Here is a 20,245-nt window from a genome sequence, read left to right as displayed (position 1 = left end):
GTATTGATATCCCTATATTCTTGCTATGGCTTAACGCACACCGTTTGCATCAAATTAAGGAAACTCATTGCCTATTTTCGATTAAAAAGTGTATTTAAAATGCGCATCCACATAATAGTACTGATAATTACTAGCCGCACTGATATCAGTGCCAAGTGCTACACCATAAGTGATTGCCTTATTTTGAACATGGTCTAAAGCGAACCTTCCCGAGCCAGCAAAGATTTTTGTTCCTGCAGCATTAGCTTGTCCAGCATCAACCCAACCACTATATATATTTTCACCTAGAACCTTTCGCCAGCCGAGGCCAGTAGTAAGTCTCTGATAGTATTGTGGAGAATAGAAAAGTGGAGTATCTGCCTGACTATTAATATAGTATCGGTCCTTAATGTAAATGTGTACGCCCTCGTAAGCAGTCATCGCATAAATTTTTGCAGTTCCACCAGTTTGAGTATTTCCTTGCGTGAAATAGCTTTGAGTTCCGCTAAGCGATAGGCCTCCATAATCGTTGTATAGATCTCCTCCAATATTCCATCCCTGCTGAGTAACACCTTGTTGAAGACCTAAAACTGAATTGACTACATCACCGTAGACCCCAAATGCAATTAAGCTATTTGCATTCACAAATTTCATAGCTGTCATATCACCAACTAAATAGTTTTTTCCACTTAATACTCCAATACCCAAACCACCCTTTAATGCATAGTTACCATCGTTATAGTTAGCCAAGAACTGTAACTCCTGACCTAAATATGTAGCGCCTGGGTTGCTATAGACAGTCTGCGCAAGACCAACACCAAAATCTTGTCTTCGTGGATCAATGAGCGTAATACGATCTACTTGAGCAATAGGTAATAGGCTTATCCTTGGAAAGCCTTTTATTTCTTCGCTAAGTTGAGTAGTGTTAATACTCTCTACAGCTTCAGATACAGTTTGTACCAGTACTTGACTAGTATCGATATATTGAATTATTTCTAAAAAGAATTCAGGGCTAATATTTTCATCTGTACTACGAGCAGCACTAAATGTATGAAAATTTAATACTAAATATTCATGATTAGATTTTGCATCATCAATCCATTTTTTAACCTGAGCTAAAGTAGTCCAACGATCAATGCTCATACGGTTAATTCTGTAGTCACTAATAGTACTTCCAGCATTGCTTGTACTATCAACATTTAGGCCATACTTGAAATGTTTTAACACTAAAGCATTAATTCGTGGATCATCTAGACCGCCAGGATAAGCAAAATACTCACGACCAGCATATTGGCGATCCTTTAAATAAGAGGCTGTTGAGCCAAGAAAACTATCAACTTCCTGCGTCGACATGGCTCGAAGGTTATAGTTAATATCATGACCGCCAATATTCCAACCATCTCTTGCAAATAGATCAAGCTGCTTTTGTGACAAGAATCCTTTTTGTCCAATTGCAGATGGATCAATGAATAGCGAACCTTTCATCCCGTATTGATCCATGATGCGCTTTGCAATAAGACTATCGAGATCACCATCATCGATGGTAATGCTAATACGCGCAATGCTACCGTTGTCAATAATTTGAAATCCAGCTATTTCAGTCTCTACTCGTGACACACCTTTGTCACGTACTCTCCATAATGCAGAGTAAATATCAAGCATGTTGGGACTATTGTATGAAAAGAAATTACTAATGGGCGCCGTTACTTCCACCCAATTATTATTAGTTTGACCATGTAATTTCTCTGTGAGGTCAAGCGTAAAGCTACGAGTAAAAGAGTCATCTCCCGAACTTAAAATAAGACTAAGCTCTTTAATCTGAGACCAGTTCGAGACTTTAACTCGAAACCGAAGGCTCTTATTTCGCATTGAAATAGGTTTAGGGAAATTGTAAAAAGTACCAGCCATATTTTCAGATGATGTAGACACCCTGAGTGACTTACGCTCCTGAGTCATCACCTCGATATCATTCGCCTCATAATAGGGCTGAAATGGTGAATCAAAAATAATCCCATCCTGACCATTCTTTCCATCACGCCAGTACTCAGCCATGATCTTGCTAACAGAATTACGCTCTGTATCGACACTTTGATAAATTCTCGCACCCAATGGAAGCCCCTGAGCAATAGCAAGAGGCGTTATTACAATCTGTGCAAATAGGATATATATTAAAGATTGCTTCAGTAATTTGAAGAGGAGAAAGTTTCTCATTTTGTCCCCCATGATTTGCGAAGATTAAATAGCTCAGAAAAATATCCATACACACAGGCAGGCTGGAGAATAAATCCGTAAGCAAATACATAAGACAAGAATCCCAAGATATTTGCCCGAACTGTTAAATGCTCAGCATTGAACATCGCCTTACCTTTTAAATACATTTGCCAATTGAGCAAAAAAGCCATTGGCAATAGTGATAGGGTCATGGGGCCTGCTATCCAAAAAATACCAAAGCAAGCGAGAATTAGTCCAGGAATAAAGCCAAAGGTAAAAGCAATATCCATCAGTGGAAACATCGTATTCCACCAAATATAAAAAGTTGAGTACCGTGGTTTAAACAGGATCATTGGGTTATCTTTAAAAGCCTCAATCAAACCACGTGACCAGCGTCTTCTTTGGTTAACAAATTTTTTTAATGTGTTAGGGCAGTCGGTAAATGCCAAGGCATCTTCGGCATGGCCAACTCTGTAACCTGCCACCAAAATTCTCCAAGTCAGCACGATATCTTCACCGACCATTTCCGGCCACCCACCCAGATCTAAAACTGTTTTTCGATCGTATAAAGAGAATGCGCCTTGAGCAACTAAAGTGCCTTGAAATAAAGACTGAATGCGCTTAATGGTGGCAATACCTAAAAAGTAATCCCACTCCTGCGCCTTAGTGATCCAGTTTTCTCGTGAATTGCGAATGAGAATTTCACCAGCCACTGCCTTGGTGTTTATTGGATCTGAAAGATATCGGCCAACCAAATGACGAACCCCATCTTTCAATATATAGCTATCCGCATCGATTGAAATAATGATGTCCGTTGTGCATTTTACCAAGCCATGATTTAGAGCAGATGCCTTGCCGCCGTTATGTCCCAAATCAATGAGCTCTAAATTGGGATGGGCCGACTGTAATGCTTTAACAGAATCAACAGTCTTATCACTTGAGCCATCATTAATCACAATGATACGAATATCTGCTGGGTAGTCCTGTAGAAAAATTCCTGACAAGGTTGAGGATATTGAATTTTCTTCGTTATAGGCAGCGATTAATATCGTGACTGGTGGGTAGTGCTGATCAACAATGACTTTAGGACGACGATCCAGTAGTAGCGCCATCGCCACAAAGGCATTCATGAAGCCTGGGATGATTGCTATAAATGTAATTGTGAAGTAAGCGGGAAATGTTCCTATTTCATTGCTGAGATCTGAGAACCAAGGCTGGGAATACCAAAAAGAAAATCCCATCCAACCTAAGGAAAATAGCAGGGAAATAATAAATTTTGCTTTTACTGAGAAGTACAAATTATATTAGTCGAAAAAATTAAAGAAATTAGTGGATTTTATAAAAGCAAGTCATTGCTAAAAATTTGAATTTGACCATCGTGTGCATGACCATCTCGAATTTTTTTCTCCGCAATTGAAAGAAGCTTTAGTTGATGCTTTTGAAAAAGGGTTGCAGCATCACCTTGAACTGTATCAGGATCAACATCCTCCAGAGCTTCGTAACTAAAGTGACATAAGAGAGTCTCACCGTCTAACTTAGCCGCATAAAAAACGCCACCATCCTCGGCAAGTACAGGCGGTCCTATGAATTCGATTTTCATATCAATTAAGCACAATGACGGGAATAGGGCTATGAAGAACAACTTCACAGGCCTCACTACGTAAAATCAATCCAGATAGACCAGTGCGCTTATGAGAAGACATCGCAATCGCATCTGCCTTAGATTTTTTGGCTGCCTCTAAAATACCATCGGCAATATTGGGATGGATGATATGCATAAACTTAACATTAAGGCTAGATCCTAATTGAGACTGAGCATTTGTAAATAATTTTTTAGCAAACTCTGCGCATGCTTTTTTATGGGCTGCCTCCGAGATCAATAAATTATTGACACTTTCTGTATATACGTAAGGTGCCAATGGGTCGGATACATAAACCAAGACAATATCGGCATCATCTATCTTAGCTAGCTTGGTAATTTTATTAAGTTCTTTTTTAGTGATTGCATCACCACTAATGGGAACTACTATTTTTTTAAACATAATTTACCCCTTATATTCATTGCATAAAAATTATAATTAGATTCTAAGTATGCTCTCTTAAAAAAGATTCAAACGAAATCTTATATTCTTAGTGCATACCCTATGTAATTAATTGCTTTTGAGAAGATTCGCAGACTACCTCCGATATGATTGAGAATAGCCCAACACTTCAACTACCTTGGTCAACACCCAATATATGTCAAAACACCAGCAATATGATAAATCTGACTTAGCTAGGATCGCTGCAACCGTAACGGAGGAAAGAGGGCTTGAGCCTAATTTTTCCAAAGAAGTCCACGAACAACTAGACGCCATTAATCTGCCAGCAGAAGATAACGATCCTCTTGTTAAGGACCTCACCAATCTCCTATGGTGCTCTCTAGATAATGATGATTCAAAAGATTTAGATCAATTAACAGTATGCAGTGATGCTGGCAATGGAAATCATAAAATCTATATTGCCATAGCGGATGTCGACGCCCTCATTAAAAAAGATACTCCTATTGATGAGCATGCTAAACATAACACCGCATCGATCTATACCTCTGCACGAATTTTTCCGATGCTGCCAGAAAAACTATCTACCAACCTCACTTCCCTCAATTTTGATCAAATCAGGCTGGCTTTAGTTACTGAAATTGTTGTTGGCAGCAAAGGAGAGATCTTAGGCTCGACAATTTATAGAGCGAAGGTACACAATAAAGCAAAGTTAGCTTATGACGCCGTATCAACTTGGATCGAGGGCAAAGGAGAAATGCCAGCCGCAATGGCTGCTGTTCCTGGCATGGATCTACAGATCAGGGTCCAAGATGAAATTGCGCAGCGATTACGTTTGAAGCGGCAACGGGCTGGATCACTGCAGCTAGAGATTTTCCAGCCAAAAGCTGTTTTTGAAGGTGAACATATTATTGGGATTGCCGAACAGGTTCATAACCGTGGTAGGCAGCTAATAGAAGAGTTCATGATTGCAACTAATGGCTCGACTGCGCGTTTCCTACTCAAAAAAGGTATCCCTTCTCTACGAAGAGTGGTTCGTAGTCCAGACCGATGGTTACGCATTGTTGAACTTGCCAAGCAGTATGGGGAAGTATTACCTAATGAAGCCAACTCTAAAGCTCTATCGGAATTTTTAGCCAAACGGCACGAAGCGGACCCCCTGCGCTTTCCCGACCTATCTCTGGTCGTTATTAAACTAATGGGTCCAGGAGAGTATGTTTTAGAGCAGCCAGGGGCTACTCCGATCGGCCACTTTGGTTTGGCCGTTCAAGATTACATGCATTCAACAGCGCCAAATCGACGCTATCCCGATTTAATTACCTTACGCATGCTCAAAAAAGCTATTAATAATGAGTCTAATGCATATGAAACCCAGGAACTTTATGCATTCGCCCTCCACTGCACCACACAGGAGGATGCCATTCGTAAGGTGGAGCGCAGAATGCGCAAATCTGAAGCTGCGCTATTTTTAGAGCCCTATATTGGCAAAGACTTTAATGGCGTGATTACCGGCATTACGCCAAATTATGGGTGGGTCAGGATTTTCAATCCCCCTGCCGAGGGAATGCTTCTGAAGCTTCCTAAAGATGTATCCATCGGAAATAAGGTACGGGTAAAACTAACATCTACTAATGTTGAGATGGGTCACATCAATTTCATGCAGGTTGCCTTCTAAAACTATATTGCTCAATTCGTGGGTCGAAATGGTTGAATTATTTACGATAAACATCCAATTTCTGACTCAAAGCCTCAACTGCTTTAGTCAGAGCAAAAAGTTCTTTTTCTTTCATCATGTCTATTTTTTGATGAAGTAATTCGATTTCTAACTCTGCTTTTACGTTCACCTCAAAATCATTATTAGCCTGCTGCCTGTCGATTTCTGAAAGTCGATTTTGACTCATCATAATTGCCGGCGCGGTGTAAGCTGCCTGAAATGACAACATTAGATTGAGCAAGATATAAGGATATGGATCCCAAACATTGGCATTATTTAGCGAGTTATAAGTAATCCAACCCAAAATACAAATACTCTGGATGATGATGAATTTCCAGGACCCCACTGTCTTCGCTACCGTGTCTGATATTTTCTGGCCTGTAGTTAGCCCGCCCTTAGCTTGCTCAACATGGCCTGAAATCTGGGCTGGAATGCTCGCTCTGTGTGCTCGCCTATGAATACGCAGGGCCTCCAAAGTTTGTAGCTCTTGATTGGTAGGTACGTGAATTATCATGGGGACTCTCCTATTGAACTTCCACTCTACGCCCTTTTAAATAAAAAACCACCGAAGGAAGTTTTGGTATTTCTTGGTGGGCTCAGTAGCACAGCGCATTAGTAGCACAGCAAAACAACCAGTATTACTCGTGAAATAATTTGATCTACGTCTCTAGCTTAGCTTGATTGGGCCTGTCGACCCAAAAAGCCATCAACACAAATGCCACCAATGCGCATCCGCCTGAAAATAAGAATGCATACAGTGGCGCAATGGATTCGTATATCCAGCCAAAGATAAATGAGGCTGGAAAGAGCATTAACCCTGTTATTAAATTGAACCAGCCAAAGGCGGTACCAGCCAGACCTTTTGGCGCAAAGTCTGCGACTAAGGCTTTTTCAACCCCCTCTGTTGCTGCTTTAAATAATCCGTAAACCCCAAAGAGCGCAAATATTTGATAAGTGGAAAGTCCTGGTAAGCCCATACAAATGTAAAAAAATGCAAAAGCAATCCAAGCAATCAAAATAAATCGCTTACGGCCAAAAGTATCTGATAGTGCGGATAAGGGGGTACCAAACAATGTTGTAATTAAAGAGATTGCCGCCCATAAGAGAGGGATTTGCTCTTGTGGAACCCCCGCCTCTCTTGCTCTTAGCAACAAGAACATGTCAGATGAATTCGCCAAAGCAAAAATACCTGCCACAACTAGATATCTTTTGAATTGATTTGGCATCCCCTCAAGCGACCAGCTAAATTTACTTGCTTGTGGAACAGCCTCTCGCTTTGGTTCTTTAATGCACAAAGCAAGAGTAATGGTAATTACAGCCGGAACAATGGCCCATAGAAAGATATCTTTGAGCGCTACCCCCATAGATAAAAACATCGCCGCTAATAGTGGTCCGATGACTGCACCTGCGTTATCCATTGAGCGATGCAAGCCATAGGTAATACCTCGCTGATTTTCATTCACACTCTCAGCTAAGAGGGCATCACGGGGGGAACTTCGAAGACCCTTACCCATTCGATCAGTAAAGCGAATTGCTAAAACCCATAGCCATGAATTCGCAATCACAATCAGGGGTCTACCAATACCAGCCAGCGTGTAGCCCAAAACAATCCAAGGCTTGGCTTTTTTTGTACGATCAACAATCACGCCTGAAACTAATTTAAAGATACTAGAAGTGGCCTCAGCAATGCCTTCAATGATTCCCAATGCCTTTGGCCCAGCCATTAAGACTGATGCTAGGTACAAAGGCATCAAAGGGTAGAGCATCTCACTGGCCGAATCATTTACCAGGCTGATGAAACCAATAAGCCAAACAGTACGAGGAAGAGCGAGAATTGTTTTAAACATTACAAGCTCAATTTACTCTTGTTTTGTCGTTTTAAACGATATTCCTATAATGGGGTGGGCATACACAATAAAGGCTTCTATGGCTTGGATTATTACTAGGTATCTCCTAACAGCAGGAATGGTTGTGTTCATCTCTGAGGTAGCTAAACGCAGTGATAGGTTAGGTGGCTTTATTGCAGCATTGCCCTTGATGACTCTTTTAACACTTGTATGGCTGTATGTAGAAAACCAGCCAGAAGAAAAGATTGCCAATCACGCCTATTACACCTTCTGGTATGTGATGCCAACATTGCCTATGTTTCTATTGTTTCCATACCTACTTCCCAAGCTAGGGTTCTGGATAACTATGGGAGCTTGCGTGGTGACAACTGTTATCTGCTTTGGCTTATTTGCTTTGGCAATGAAGGGGTTTGGGATTGAGTTACTGTAAATATGTGAAACATTGCCCGCCCTTTTTAATCTGCGCTTATTCAGAGAAAATCCGAAAGATTAATTTGCGAGAGGCTTATAAGAACCTAAAGATTTAGGATCTTGGGCTAAGTGGGGCGAACGACGGGGCTCGAACCCGCGACAACCAGAATCACAATCTGGGACTCTACCAACTGAGCTACGTCCGCCACTGAAGACATAGATTATAGCTTTTGAGACAAAACCCTGTCAAAAATGGCTTAGATAGGTGATTTAAGCCTCATCAAACTCAAAGGCAGCCCAATCCCCCAAGGTGAGGCTAGCATCGATAAAGAAGTCCAAAATAGCTACCTTACTCTGTACTTTAGCCAAGGCATGGTGATCAGAAAGGCGCTGGCGCCAATAACGCGATCCCGCTCTACCATGGGCTAGGCCAAGGATATGTCTTGTAAATGCGCCGATATAAAACGGTTTGCCTTTAGATTGGCACTCGTCAAACCATGCCTGCACCTGCCTCACTAATGCAATCTGTATGCGATGCCACTCGGTCTCACTAAATAGATACCCAGCAGCTTCACCATTGGTCTTAATCAAATCATCCCAACCAAGCAACATTGCCGGAAAATGATATGCCGCCCTACCCACCATAAAACCATCAAAGTCATCCCAATGACCAGCAATTTGCTCATTAGTTTCTAGGCCACCATTGAGCAGCACTTTGAGATTAGGAAATTGTTTTTGCGCATCTAGACGAAGTTTTGCGGCGACTTCATAACGCAATGGTGGTTTACTACGATTCTCTTTTGGGGATAAACCCTTGAGAACAGCATTGCGCGCATGGATGGTAACTTGGCTAGCACCCGCATCCGCTACCGCAAGAATAAAGTTCAAAGCAAATTGATAATCTTTTTCAGAGCTTGCGGCATCCATCGAGTCTAAGCCCAAGCGATGCTTTACTGTGATCGGGATATCAACAGCGGCTTTCATAGCTTTGACACCATCGGCAACTAGTTGTGGCTCAGCCATTAAACAAGCACCAAATGCTCCACGTTGTACGCGCTCAGACGGGCAACCACAATTAAGATCAATCTCGTCGTAGCCCCACTGCTGGGCTAATTCTGAAGCTTTTACTAGATCAGAAGGCTCAGAGCCGCCAAGTTGCAATACGACTGGATGCTGATCTTGCGAATAATCCAAATGGCGTGGCACATCCCCATGAATGAGGGCGCCTGTCGTCACCATCTCGGTATAGAGAACAGCATCCTTAGTGAGCGAGCGATGAAAAGAGCGGCAATGACGGTCAGTCCATTCCATCATTGGGGCTACAGCTAATCGTTTGGCGGGCTTTACAGTCATACGGATTTCAAACTAATACTCTTTCACTCATGAAAAATCGTTCTTGCCCCGTTACCGGGTCTTTGAAATGAATCTCTTTTGCTAAGAGCTGTAGGGGTTTAGAAAAGTCCAAATCATACTCTTGATAAGGGGTCAGGATTGGATAGATCTGATCATGACGTATTGGAACCCCGAGGGCATTAAGGTGGCAGCGTAATTGATGCTTCTTGCCACTACCCGGAGTTAAGCGATATTTAGCCCAAGGCTTATTTACTTCAATCAGTTCAATGTAGGTATCTGTATTTACAGTGCCATCCACTTCTTCCATTTGCAAGAAATGTTCAGACTCCCTTATATTGCTTTCATAAGTCATTGGCAGTTTTTTGATCAACTCTTCTGAATACGGCGCTATGGCTTCGTATACTTTCTTGACTTCTCGGTCTCTAAACAGATTTTGATATTGAGCCCGCTCTTGAGGTTTGACTGAAAAAATGACTAGTCCTGCAGTATCGCGATCAATACGATGAATAGGACTTAAGTCTTGAATGCCTGTTTTTTTCTTTAGGCGATTCAATAGGGTTTGATGAAGATAAAGACCGCTTGGAGTCACTGGTAAAAAATGGGGTTTATCGGCAACCAAAATATGCTCATCCTGAAAGAGGATGGCTTCTTCGAAAGGAATTTCTGGTTCACGCACTAAGCGCCTGAAATACAGTAAATGGGTATTAGGTAGGTAAGCATCACTAGCTGCAAGTGCCCCTCCCTCCGGAGTCATGATTAGACCCCCTATAAAACGAGATTCCCATTCAGCTCTATCGATATGCGGGAAATTGCTTGTGAAAAAATCCAGCAAAGAAACATAACTCTGCCCAGCAGGTAAATACACCCTAGAAGAGGAGACTCCTTCAGAATTGACTTTCATTTGCACTAGATTATCCACCCCCACCAAGCTAGGCAAGGCAATCCAAGTACGCCCAAATGAAACCCTCTAAAATGGGGCAGCAGCGCCCATTAAAACTAGAAAATGAATAGACAGCATGCTTGAACTCTCTGCATTTGACCTTGGCTTATTGTTTGCCTTCGCATTATTTGCGGGATTGGTCGACTCCATTATTGGTGGCGGGGGGATGATTCAGGTTCCAGCACTGTTTGCAGCCCTACCGGGCTTTCCACCAGCCACCCTACTCTCAGTCAATAAGTTTGGTTCTATCGTAGGTACGATTGGCTCAGCTATTCAGTACAGCCGAGTCAATAAAAGCCCTTGGGGCCTTGTGATCATCTCTTCTACTTTTGCCTTTTTTGCCTCAGTTGCAGGGGCCTACCTCGTTACTCGCCTACCAACCGAATGGCTCAGAGGCGCCCTGCCATTTTTATTGCTAGCACTACTGATCTTTAATATCAAATCTAGCGCGGGTCTAGTTCACGCTCCCAAGCATCATCACCATAAACAAAAAGCTATTGCCTCAACAGGCGCCGGCATCATTGGATTTTACGATGGCTTCCTAGGGCCTGGAGCTGGTGCCTTTTATAAACTCTTTTACACCCGTGTTTTAGGATTTGATTTTTTGCGATCTGCAGCGCCTGCCAAGTTTCTCAATATTGCTTCCAATCTAGGTGCGCTCTGCGTATTTTTCTATCTAGGTTACTTTGACTGGAAGCTTGGCTTACTCATGGCCAGCGCCAATCTGGTGGGCGGTCAAATTGGCACCAGGATTGCGATCAAGCATGGCAACTCCTTTATTCGTAAGGGCTTCTTCATTTTGGTCACCATACTCATTATCAAAACCTTCTACGATGCCTTCTTGAAGTAAATCTTTTCAAGAAAATAGATACACAATTTAGTAAGGTATTGGAAACCCCTTGTGGATTTATAGGCATATTGAGAGTAAATTAAGGGTATGAGAATTTAGTTTATTTACTATAAAAATGAGGGTGTTATGAAAATTCTATTACCAGTTGACGGCTCCAAATCTTCACTTAATGCAGCTAAGTATGTTGTGAAATTAGCAAAAGATTTGCGCAGCAAGTGCACAGTGACATTAATTAGCGTTCATGATGATATTGGCTTGGGTCATGTGAAACAATTTGTGGCAAATAGCGTCATTGATGACTACCTGCGCGAAGTGAGTGAGAAAGAACTCAAGGGATCCCAGAAGGTATTGGATTCGGCTGGCGTAAAACATAGCATGGTTATTAAGCGCGGCAATATTGCCAACGAGATCATTGCACTTGCCAATAAAGAAAAGTTTGATCTGATCGTCATGGGCTCAAAAGGTCGCAGTGGTATTGTCGATACCATGATGGGTTCTGTTGCTCAGAGAGTCAGCAATACAGCCAAGCAAGCTGTTTTATTAGTCAAGTAAGCTTAAAAAGTGCATCGCTAGATTATTTTCAATAGGCCGTCTAAGTGACGGTCTTTTTTATGGATTCTTCAATGAGTATTTTGCTGCTCTTATTCGCACCGGGGATATTTGCCATCTACTGGCTTATTCGCCTGCAAATATGCTTAACTAGAATTCGCTATCTAGTCGATACCTATGGAATGGATCGTCAGAAACTTCAAAAACTCAAATGCAAAGAAGTAAAAGCGCTGAGAGAGTCTATTGACCAACTCAGGCATGCAAATGATGCCTTTGGTTTAGAGAATCTAGTTAGGCCTTACAGAGCATAAAAAAACTTGCCGAATGAGAACTGCAAATCCTGCAACTTAAACGCTTCTTGAGAAATAGCGCCCTTTAAACCATAAGGCCACAGTCACTAAGCCAATCATGATGGGCACCTCTACTAAGGGCCCGATGACTGCTGCAAAGGCTGCTCCAGAATTAATTCCAAATACCGCAATCGCTACAGCAATCGCCAATTCAAAGTTATTACTCGAAGCAGTAAATGAGAGCGTACAGCAACGCTGGTAATCGATCCCCATCTTGCCGGTGACAAAGAATGTCAGCAAGAACATGATCAGAAAGAAAATCAGCAATGGAACGGCGATGGTAAGGACGTCCATCGGGAGCGTCAAAATTACCCCGCCTTTGAGGCTAAACATCACGACGATGGTAAAGAGCAAGGCAATCAAGGTAAGCTTGCCAATCCGAGGCACAAGATGCTCGTGATAATGCGCTTTAGTCATGAACTTGAGCATCACTACCCTAGTCAATATTCCTGCGATACAAGGAATGCCTAAATAGATAAATACACTTTGCGCAATCTGACCCATGCTTATGCTCACGCTTGATCCTGCGAGCCCGAAATATGGAGGCAATACCGTCAGGAAAAAGTAGGCGTAGACACTAAAGAACAGCACCTGAAAAATGGCATTAAATGCCACTAGGCCAGCAGCGTATTCAGTAGAGCCTTTGGCCAGATCATTCCAAATAATGACCATCGCAACACAAGGTGCGATGCCAATCAATATCAGCCCAGCCATATATTCCGGTTGATCTGGAACAAAAGTAATCGCTAAAAAGAACATTAAAGTTGGTGCAATGATCCAGTTCATGAATAGCGAAATCAGAAAGATACGTTTATCTTTAAAAACGTCAGGCAGATCTTCGTAACGCACCTTAGCAAAGGGTGGATACATCATCAATATCAAACCAATAGCAATTGGAAGATTAGTGCTTCCAACCTGAAAGAAATTAATAAACCTTTCTACATCTGGAATAAAGTGACCCAATGCAATACCTAGGGCCATTGCTGCAAAGATCCAGACCGTCAAATAGCGATCTAGAAAGGAGAGTTTTTTAGTAAGGGAGCTCATGCTTTGCTGTGTATCTCTTTCAGGCTCATAGAATCGAGTTTTTCCAATGGCATTGCCGCCAAAATATCTAAACGTCTTTTGAGGCCATTCATGACCTCATTAAAAGCTGCCTTTTTCTCTAAATCAGTACCCTGTACTTGGGATGGATCAGGGAATCCCCAATGCGCTGTCGCAGGCTGACCTGGCCAAAATGGGCACACTTCGCCAGCGGCGTTATCGCAAACCGTCACAATAAAATCCATCTTTGGAGCGTCTGGTAAAGCAAACTCATCCCAACTCTTCGATCTCAAAAGAGTGCGGTCCATACCCAATTCTTCTGCAATATCAGCAGCAATAGGATTCACGCTTGTTCCCGGGGTAGAGCCTGCTGAATAGCCTACAAATTTTCCACTTGGATGAGTGGATGCTAAAGCCTCACCCAAGATCGATCTAGCAGAGTTATGAGTGCATAAGAAAAGAATGTTGTACTGCTTCATTGGGCCTTTACCTTTTTGATCACTTTGGTAGTTTTGCATGGCTTACCGTCGCAACAGTTAGCTAGCAAGAATTGACTAAGATCTTCTACCATTCCTGGATTTGGTCTGTAGATCAGATTACGACTTTGGCGCTCGACAGTGATGAGATTGGCTTGATAGAGCTCTTTCAGATGAAAGCTGAGCGTCGCATTGGGAATACCCAGCATTTCATGGATTTGCGATGGCAATAAACCCTGATCACCCTTTTGAACGATGAGGCGATAGACGTTTAAGCGGGATTCTTGCCCTAGGGCCATGAATGCCAGAATAGCTTCAGTATTTTTCATAATTCCATAATAATCGAACTATATTACAAATAGATGACTACGGAGCAGTGAAGCCATACCTGCTCATGATTTGCCGAGACTTAGACTCTTGTAGGTATTGATAAAAATCTTTTGCGCTAGATGTACTATTTTTGATCAAGGCCATCTTTTGTCTTAAGGGCTTATGCAAGTGATCCGGTATTAATACATAGGTAGATTGCACTTGCACTTGGGGTGATATGGCTAAAGATAAAGCTGCAATTGCAAAATCTGCTGAGCCAGTTAAGGCAAACATCGTTGCTTGAGAAATATTTTCTCCAAACACTAGCTTAGGCTGGGCCAGATCCCAAACACCAATGCCAATGAGGTATTCTTTTGCAGCCCTACCGTAAGGGGCGTGCTCTGGGTTGGCTATGGCAATTTTCTTGGCCTCTGTAATGGCTTTAATCAAACCATCTTTATCTGTAGCAAGCTTGATTGGATTACCCTTTTTCTGCAAGAGAGCTATTCTGCCGATAGCGTAAAGACTTCCCTGATCTACTGTTAAGCCATTTTTATGTAAGTCATCGATATACGCCTCGTCGGCAGACATCAGCAAACCAAAGGGCGCTCCATTTTTGACTTGCTGCCAGAGCACACCAGATGAACCAAATACCAGCCTCACCTCTTGCCCCTTATCAGCCTTATAGTTCGCAGCGATTTCTTCTAGGGCAAACTTGAGGTCTGAGGCTGCAGCTACTGTTGGCGCTGTTTGAGCTAAAGAAGTAGAGACATACAGAGCCATCAAAGTCAGAAGAATATGTTTGATCGGATTCATTTAGCTAATATTTCTATGCCTATTGTTTGATGTACTCCACTACTTCAGTGTAACGATTTTTTAACCCTTAAGCTTTCGTAAGGCATCAGCCATTGCATTATTCATTGGAGGCGCAGATCTTCTATCTTCCTGCGGTCTTCTAGCTTCTGGAGCTCTTGAAGTGCCAGGTCTATTTGACCTTTGCTCAGGCTTTGAGCCTACCGACACTTTAGGCGCTTCATCAGAGAGTCGCATGGTGAGTGCAATGCGCTTGCGCTTTTCATCTACTTCAAGTACTTTGACCTTCACCACCTGCCCTGCTTTGACTACCGTGTGCGGATCTTTTACAAAGGTATTGGCCAATGCAGAGATATGTACCAGGCCATCTTGATGAACGCCAATATCGACAAAGGCACCGAAGGCTGCCACGTTGGTAACTACGCCTTCTAAAATCATATCGGTCTTAAGATCACTGATTTTTTCGACACCATCTTTAAATGTCGCTGTAGTGAACTCCGGACGAGGATCACGGCCGGGCTTTTCTAATTCCTTAATAATGTCGGTAACTGTAGGAAGACCAAACTGCTCATCGGCATACTTTTCTGGATTGAGCCCCTTAAGTATTGCGATATCGCCAATGAGCTCTTTAACACCCTTCTTGATATCTTTCAGAATCTTTTCTACCAAAGGATAGGATTCTGGGTGGACAGCAGAGGCATCCAAAGGATCTTTACCATTCATAATGCGCAAGAAACCAGCTGCTTGCTCAAAAGTCTTCTCGCCTAAGCGAGGCACGCTACGCAAATCTGCCCTCGTCTGAAAGGCGCCATGGCTATCTCGATAAGTCACGATTCCTTCAGCAACCGTAGCACTTAAGCCTGAGACTCTTGCCAATAAGGGTGCGGATGCCGTATTCACGTCAACACCGACCGCATTAACGCAATCCTCTACTACTCCCACTAATGACTTAGCTAATTGAGTCTGCATCACATCGTGCTGATATTGACCCACGCCAATAGACTTTGGATCAATCTTCACTAGCTCGGCTAGAGGATCTTGTAGCCTTCTCGCAATCGATACCGCTCCACGCAATGACACATCCATACCAGGTAATTCTTTTGAGGCGTACTCAGAGGCAGAGTAAACCGATGCCCCTGCTTCAGAGACCACAATCTTGGTCAGCTTAAGTTCAGGTTTAGCTTTGATTAAATCTTGCGCCAATTTATCAGTCTCACGTGAGGCTGTACCGTTACCGATCGAGATTAAGTTAGCCTGATGTTTCTCAGCTAATTTAGCAAGCGTATGCAATGAGCCATCCCAATCATTCTTGGGTTGGTGTGGGTAAATCACATCGGTATCTACCACCTTACCTGTCGCATCTACTACGGCCACTTTGACGCCGGTTCTCATGCCCGGATCAAGGCCAATAGTAACCTTTGGTCCTGCAGGTGCAGCCAACAGTAAAGCCTTGAGGTTGCGCGCAAAGACATTAATCGCCTCCGCTTCAGAGCGTTCACGCAAAGCACTCATCAGCTCAGATTCCAAATGCATCGAGCATTTGATGCGCCAAGTCCAACGTACAGTGTCTGCAAGCCACTGATCAGCAGGGCGGCCTTCGTTTTTAATCTTGAAATGATTGGCAATACGGGACTCACAAGGATTATGCGGCGCGTCCCATTTGGGCTTTTCTTCTTCGGTGTCTAGACGCAAGTTGACCATAAGCATTTGCTCACGACGACCTCTAAATAAAGCCAGAGCACGATGCGACGGAATTGCTGAGATAGGTTCTGAGTAATCGAAGTAATCTGAAAATTTCTCACCCTCTTGCTCTTTGCCAGCAATGACTTTAGATTCCACAACGCCATGCTCCTGCAAATACGTTCTAAGTGATTGCACCAGTCCAGCATCTTCAGCAAAACGCTCCATCAAAATCTGACGAGCGCCTTCAAGAGCGGACTTAGTATCGACGACGCCTGGGTTATCACCCTGATCAGATGTAAATGCCTCTTTAAGATATTTGGCTGCTTCCACTTCTGGATCCAACATGGGGTTAGCCAATAAGTCATTAGCTAAAGACTCTAATCCAGCCTCCAGAGCGATTTGCGCCTTGGTACGACGCTTGAGTTTATAAGGAAGATAGAGATCCTCTAGGCGGGTCTTATCTTCTGCCATCAGGATGGCTTTGAGTAACTCCGGAGTCATCTTGCCCTGCTCTTCAATCGACGCAACAATCGCTTTACGACGCTCCTCCAACTCTCGCAAGTAACCGAGTCGGTCTTCTAGTAAACGCAACTGCGTATCGTCCAAACCGCCAGTTGCCTCTTTGCGATAACGTGCAATAAAGGGAACGGTTGCACCTTCATCCATCAATGCGATGGCGGCAGCCACTTGTGCAGGTTTAGCAGATAACTCTTGGGCAAGACGTTGTTCGATTGATGGCAGCATGAAATAATTTATTTACTAAGATTTTAAGAATATTGCTCTGGAGGAAAAATAAGAGCCACCCAAAGGTGACTCTTATTAACTCACTAGATGACTGATTAAAGTGCCTCAGTGTAGCAACTTTGCGAAATTACTCGCGGGAAGCTTTCTTACGGTCATGCTCTTTCAAATGACGCTTACGGATTCGTACGCTCTTCGGCGTTACTTCAACCAACTCATCATCACTAATGAACTCAACAGCGTATTCCAAAGTCAAGTCGATTGGTGTCACTAAACGAACCGCTTCATCAGTACCTGAGGAACGTACGTTAGTTAATTGTTTACCTTTAATTGGGTTCACAACTAAGTCATTATCGCGACTATGAATACCAATCACCATGCCTTCATAAACAGGATCGCCATGCTTTACAAACATACGACCACGGTCTTGTAGTTTCCAAATAGCATAAGCAACGGCCTCGCCATCGTCTTGGCTAATCAATACACCGTTGTGACGCTCACCTAAGATGCCATCTTTGGCTGGAGCATAAGAATCAAATGTATGACTCATCAAACCATTACCACGAGTCATGGTCATGAAATCGCCCTGGAAGCCAATCAAACCACGTGCAGGAATACGGTATTCAAGACGGGTACGACCTTTTCCGTCACTCACCATATCTTGTAACTCGCCCTTACGCTTACCCAAGTCTTCCATTACAGAACCTTGAGTAGCATCTTCTACGTCAACCGTTAAGTTCTCGTACGGCTCCATCTTGACGCCATTCTCTTCGTGAAAGACAACACGAGGACGGGAAACTGCCATCTCATAGCCTTCACGACGCATCGTCTCTACCAAGATGGTGAGGTGCAACTCGCCACGGCCAGACACTTCGAATACGGTGTCATCATCAGTTTCTTTAACGCGCAAAGCCATATTGGCTTTCAACTCACGGTCAAGACGCTCACGAATCTGACGGCTAGTTACAAACTTGCCTTCACGGCCAGCTAATGGGCTGGTGTTCACCATGAAGTTCATGGTTAAAGTAGGCTCGTCAATCTTGAGCATTGGCAATGGATCTGGTTTATCAACCGCACAAACCGTTGTACCAATCGCCAACTCTTCAATACCATTAATTAAAGCAATATCGCCGGCAAAGGCCTCGTCAACGATTTCACGCTCTAAACCTTTAAATTTCAACACTTGATTAATACGGCCTTTAAACGGCACGCCATCAGGACCGTTCATGCAGACTACTTCCATGCCTGACTTCACACGTCCACGGCTAATACGACCAACACCAATCTTACCGACATAGCTGTTGTAATCGATTGAAGAAATCTGGAATTGCAAAGGACCATCTGGATCATCATCACGCACAGGGACGTATTTCAGAACAGCGTCAAACAATGGACGCATATCGCCTTCACGGACATCTTCCGTTGTGCCTGCATAACCGTTCAAGCCTGATGCATAGATGATTGGGAAGTCGAGTTGCTCTTCCGTAGCGCCTAACTTATCAAACAATTCAAAAGTGGCGTTTATTACGTAGTCACAACGTGCACCTGGACGGTCAACCTTGTTAATCACAACGATAGGCTTTAATCCAAGAGCCAAGGCTTTCTTAGTTACGAAGCGAGTTTGTGGCATTGGGCCTTCAACTGCGTCAACCAAAAGCAAAACACCGTCAACCATGGAGAGCACACGCTCTACTTCACCACCGAAGTCGGCGTGTCCTGGTGTGTCGACGATGTTGATGTGTGTGCCGTCATATTCAACCGCACAGTTCTTGGACAAAATAGTAATGCCACGCTCTTTTTCCAAATCATTTGAGTCCATGACGCGTTCGGTCATTTTTTCGTTTGAGCGGAATGTGCCAGATTGGCGCAAGAGTTGGTCAACCAAAGTAGTTTTACCGTGGTCAACGTGGGCGATGATGGCGATATTACGAAGTGCGCGTTTAGTCATGTGAAGCTTCTAAAGTTAAGAATATGAAATTCGGGTTAGTTAAGGTTAATCAATTAATAAGTCAAAAATGTTAATGCGCCGAAGAAATCAAACGCTTGGGATGCAACACCCCAGAGCGCCAATCTCCAGTGCCGATAAAGTTATGTGGAGCAGCAGTTGCGCGATAGATACGCACTAGCGCTTCTATCGAGGTTAAATTGAGCGGGACTCGCTGCCCCATCTCTAAACGTTTTGCTTGCTGCTCATCTACTGTTAGATGTGGCAAGGTTTGTAATAGCGCATCGACTGGCAAGATGTAGCATGAGCTTTCTTGCAAGCCCTTCTGAATCGATTCGATTGTGAAAGACTGTTCTAAAGTGAGGTGACCTACTTCAGTACGGCGCAAGCCAACCAAATGCGCACCACAACCCAAAGCTTTGCCAATATCTTCTGCTAAGACACGAATGTAAGTACCTTTGCTACAGCTCACTTCTAAAGTGGCTTCAGGCCAATTGATATTGGTCCAGCGAATGGCGTGAATCGTAATATTTCGTGGGGCACGCTCCAACTCAACACCAGCACGAGCATATTCATATAAAGGCTTGCCATCGCGCTTGAGTGCTGAATACATTGGCGGAACCTGACTAATGAGACCAGTAAATGCGGGCAATAATGACTCTAGCGCTAACTTCAAGGCAACTTCATCAGCAAATACTGGGAGCGGCAACTCTTCAATGATGAGGCCTTCAGCATCGCCAGTATCAGTGCGCTGACCAAATTTCACTTGAGCGATGTAAGTCTTATCCGCTTCCAATAAATCCTGAGAGTACTTTGTTGCTTCACCCAAACAAATGGGGAGTAAGCCTGTAGCCATTGGATCCAAGGTGCCCGTGTGCCCAGCTTTTTCCGCATTGAATGCACGCTTCACAGCAGTAACGGCTCCTTGCGAGCTCATGCCAGCAGGTTTATCAAGCAAGACAACGCCATCGATACGTACAGACATAGCTAT

20 protein-coding genes and 1 tRNA gene are annotated in these 20,245 nt (G+C 43.4%); 5 read left to right on the top strand and 16 right to left on the bottom strand.

Going from position 1 to position 20,245, the window contains the following annotated elements:
• Window positions 1-81: 81 nt before the first annotated feature.
• The 4 genes from FD967_RS03485 to FD967_RS03470 form a co-directional block, all read right to left on the bottom strand.
• On the bottom strand, window positions 82-2,190 hold the full coding sequence (locus tag FD967_RS03485) for a polysaccharide deacetylase family protein (protein WP_215326745.1): 2,109 nt from the start codon (window positions 2,188-2,190) through the stop codon (window positions 82-84).
• A complete protein-coding gene (locus FD967_RS03480; protein WP_215326744.1) occupies window positions 2,187-3,431 on the bottom strand; it encodes a glycosyltransferase family 2 protein in 1,245 nt (414 codons plus the stop codon). The genes FD967_RS03485 and FD967_RS03480 overlap by 4 nt, the downstream gene beginning before the upstream one ends.
• A gap of 95 nt (window positions 3,432-3,526) precedes the next feature.
• A complete protein-coding gene (locus FD967_RS03475; RefSeq protein ID WP_215326743.1) occupies window positions 3,527-3,790 on the bottom strand; it encodes a DUF1488 family protein in 264 nt (87 codons plus the stop codon).
• Window position 3,791: 1 nt separating this feature from the next.
• Window positions 3,792-4,232 carry a universal stress protein gene (locus tag FD967_RS03470; RefSeq protein WP_215326741.1) on the bottom strand — a complete coding sequence of 147 codons (441 nt, stop codon included), beginning with the start codon at window positions 4,230-4,232 and terminating at the stop codon, window positions 3,792-3,794.
• Between the two features lie 196 nt (window positions 4,233-4,428).
• Here FD967_RS03470 and FD967_RS03465 point away from each other — a divergent pair, with 196 nt between their 5' ends.
• On the top strand, window positions 4,429-5,904 hold the full coding sequence (locus FD967_RS03465; protein WP_215326740.1) for a ribonuclease catalytic domain-containing protein: 1,476 nt from the start codon (window positions 4,429-4,431) through the stop codon (window positions 5,902-5,904).
• 37 nt (window positions 5,905-5,941) lie between these two features.
• Here FD967_RS03465 and FD967_RS03460 read toward each other — a convergent pair whose 3' ends face one another.
• Both FD967_RS03460 and FD967_RS03455 read right to left on the bottom strand, forming a co-directional pair.
• A complete protein-coding gene (locus FD967_RS03460) occupies window positions 5,942-6,457 on the bottom strand; it encodes a DUF1003 domain-containing protein (RefSeq protein ID WP_215326739.1) in 516 nt (171 codons plus the stop codon).
• A gap of 145 nt (window positions 6,458-6,602) precedes the next feature.
• A complete protein-coding gene (locus tag FD967_RS03455; protein WP_215326738.1) occupies window positions 6,603-7,790 on the bottom strand; it encodes an MFS transporter in 1,188 nt (395 codons plus the stop codon).
• A 79-nt stretch (window positions 7,791-7,869) separates the two neighbouring features.
• Here FD967_RS03455 and FD967_RS03450 point away from each other — a divergent pair, with 79 nt between their 5' ends.
• Window positions 7,870-8,220 (top strand): DUF3147 family protein, encoded by a 351-nt coding sequence (locus FD967_RS03450; RefSeq protein ID WP_215326737.1) that lies wholly within the window; start codon window positions 7,870-7,872, stop codon window positions 8,218-8,220.
• 111 nt (window positions 8,221-8,331) lie between these two features.
• Here the strand turns inward: FD967_RS03450 and FD967_RS03445 are convergent.
• The 3 genes from FD967_RS03445 to FD967_RS03435 form a co-directional block, all read right to left on the bottom strand.
• Window positions 8,332-8,407: transfer RNA gene (locus tag FD967_RS03445), tRNA-His, on the bottom strand.
• 64 nt (window positions 8,408-8,471) lie between these two features.
• The gene (gene dusA / locus FD967_RS03440) at window positions 8,472-9,554 is read right to left on the bottom strand and encodes a tRNA dihydrouridine(20/20a) synthase DusA (RefSeq protein WP_215326736.1); all 1,083 of its coding nucleotides are present in this window, start codon (window positions 9,552-9,554) and stop codon (window positions 8,472-8,474) included.
• 7 nt (window positions 9,555-9,561) lie between these two features.
• Window positions 9,562-10,455, bottom strand: coding sequence for a pseudouridine synthase (locus FD967_RS03435; protein WP_215326735.1), 894 nt, complete (start codon window positions 10,453-10,455; stop codon window positions 9,562-9,564).
• A 115-nt stretch (window positions 10,456-10,570) separates the two neighbouring features.
• Between FD967_RS03435 and FD967_RS03430 the strand changes: the two genes are divergently transcribed.
• The 3 genes from FD967_RS03430 to FD967_RS03420 all read left to right on the top strand — a co-directional run bounded on the left by FD967_RS03430 (window position 10,571) and on the right by FD967_RS03420 (window position 12,204).
• Window positions 10,571-11,344, top strand: coding sequence for a TSUP family transporter (locus FD967_RS03430; protein ID WP_215326734.1), 774 nt, complete (start codon window positions 10,571-10,573; stop codon window positions 11,342-11,344).
• Between the two features lie 126 nt (window positions 11,345-11,470).
• Window positions 11,471-11,896 (top strand): universal stress protein, encoded by a 426-nt coding sequence (locus FD967_RS03425; RefSeq protein WP_215309730.1) that lies wholly within the window; start codon window positions 11,471-11,473, stop codon window positions 11,894-11,896.
• Window positions 11,897-11,967: 71 nt separating this feature from the next.
• Complete coding sequence (locus FD967_RS03420) at window positions 11,968-12,204, top strand: hypothetical protein (protein ID WP_215326733.1); 237 nt, start codon at window positions 11,968-11,970, stop codon at window positions 12,202-12,204.
• Window positions 12,205-12,240: 36 nt separating this feature from the next.
• Here FD967_RS03420 and arsB read toward each other — a convergent pair whose 3' ends face one another.
• The 7 genes from arsB to truB form a co-directional block, all read right to left on the bottom strand.
• On the bottom strand, window positions 12,241-13,290 hold the full coding sequence (arsB, locus tag FD967_RS03415; protein WP_215326732.1) for an ACR3 family arsenite efflux transporter: 1,050 nt from the start codon (window positions 13,288-13,290) through the stop codon (window positions 12,241-12,243).
• The gene (locus FD967_RS03410) at window positions 13,287-13,805 is read right to left on the bottom strand and encodes an arsenate reductase ArsC (RefSeq protein ID WP_251369084.1); all 519 of its coding nucleotides are present in this window, start codon (window positions 13,803-13,805) and stop codon (window positions 13,287-13,289) included. Before FD967_RS03410 ends, arsB begins: the two co-directional genes overlap by 4 nt.
• Complete coding sequence (locus FD967_RS03405; protein WP_215326730.1) at window positions 13,763-14,092, bottom strand: helix-turn-helix transcriptional regulator; 330 nt, start codon at window positions 14,090-14,092, stop codon at window positions 13,763-13,765. The genes FD967_RS03410 and FD967_RS03405 overlap by 43 nt, the downstream gene beginning before the upstream one ends.
• A gap of 37 nt (window positions 14,093-14,129) precedes the next feature.
• Complete coding sequence (modA, locus tag FD967_RS03400; protein ID WP_251369083.1) at window positions 14,130-14,888, bottom strand: molybdate ABC transporter substrate-binding protein; 759 nt, start codon at window positions 14,886-14,888, stop codon at window positions 14,130-14,132.
• Window positions 14,889-14,948: 60 nt separating this feature from the next.
• Window positions 14,949-17,312 (bottom strand): Tex family protein, encoded by a 2,364-nt coding sequence (locus FD967_RS03395; protein ID WP_215326729.1) that lies wholly within the window; start codon window positions 17,310-17,312, stop codon window positions 14,949-14,951.
• 127 nt (window positions 17,313-17,439) lie between these two features.
• Complete coding sequence (gene typA / locus FD967_RS03390; RefSeq protein WP_215309721.1) at window positions 17,440-19,257, bottom strand: translational GTPase TypA; 1,818 nt, start codon at window positions 19,255-19,257, stop codon at window positions 17,440-17,442.
• A 70-nt stretch (window positions 19,258-19,327) separates the two neighbouring features.
• On the bottom strand, window positions 19,328-20,239 hold the full coding sequence (gene truB / locus FD967_RS03385; RefSeq protein WP_215326728.1) for a tRNA pseudouridine(55) synthase TruB: 912 nt from the start codon (window positions 20,237-20,239) through the stop codon (window positions 19,328-19,330).
• Window positions 20,240-20,245 lie beyond the last annotated feature (6 nt).

Origin of the sequence: Polynucleobacter sp. JS-Mosq-20-D10, assembly GCF_018687755.1 — a bacterium.
Lineage (GTDB): Bacteria > Pseudomonadota > Gammaproteobacteria > Burkholderiales > Burkholderiaceae > Polynucleobacter.
The sequence above is the reverse complement of the archived record's forward strand: the minus strand, read 5'-3'. Positions and strand labels throughout refer to the sequence as shown.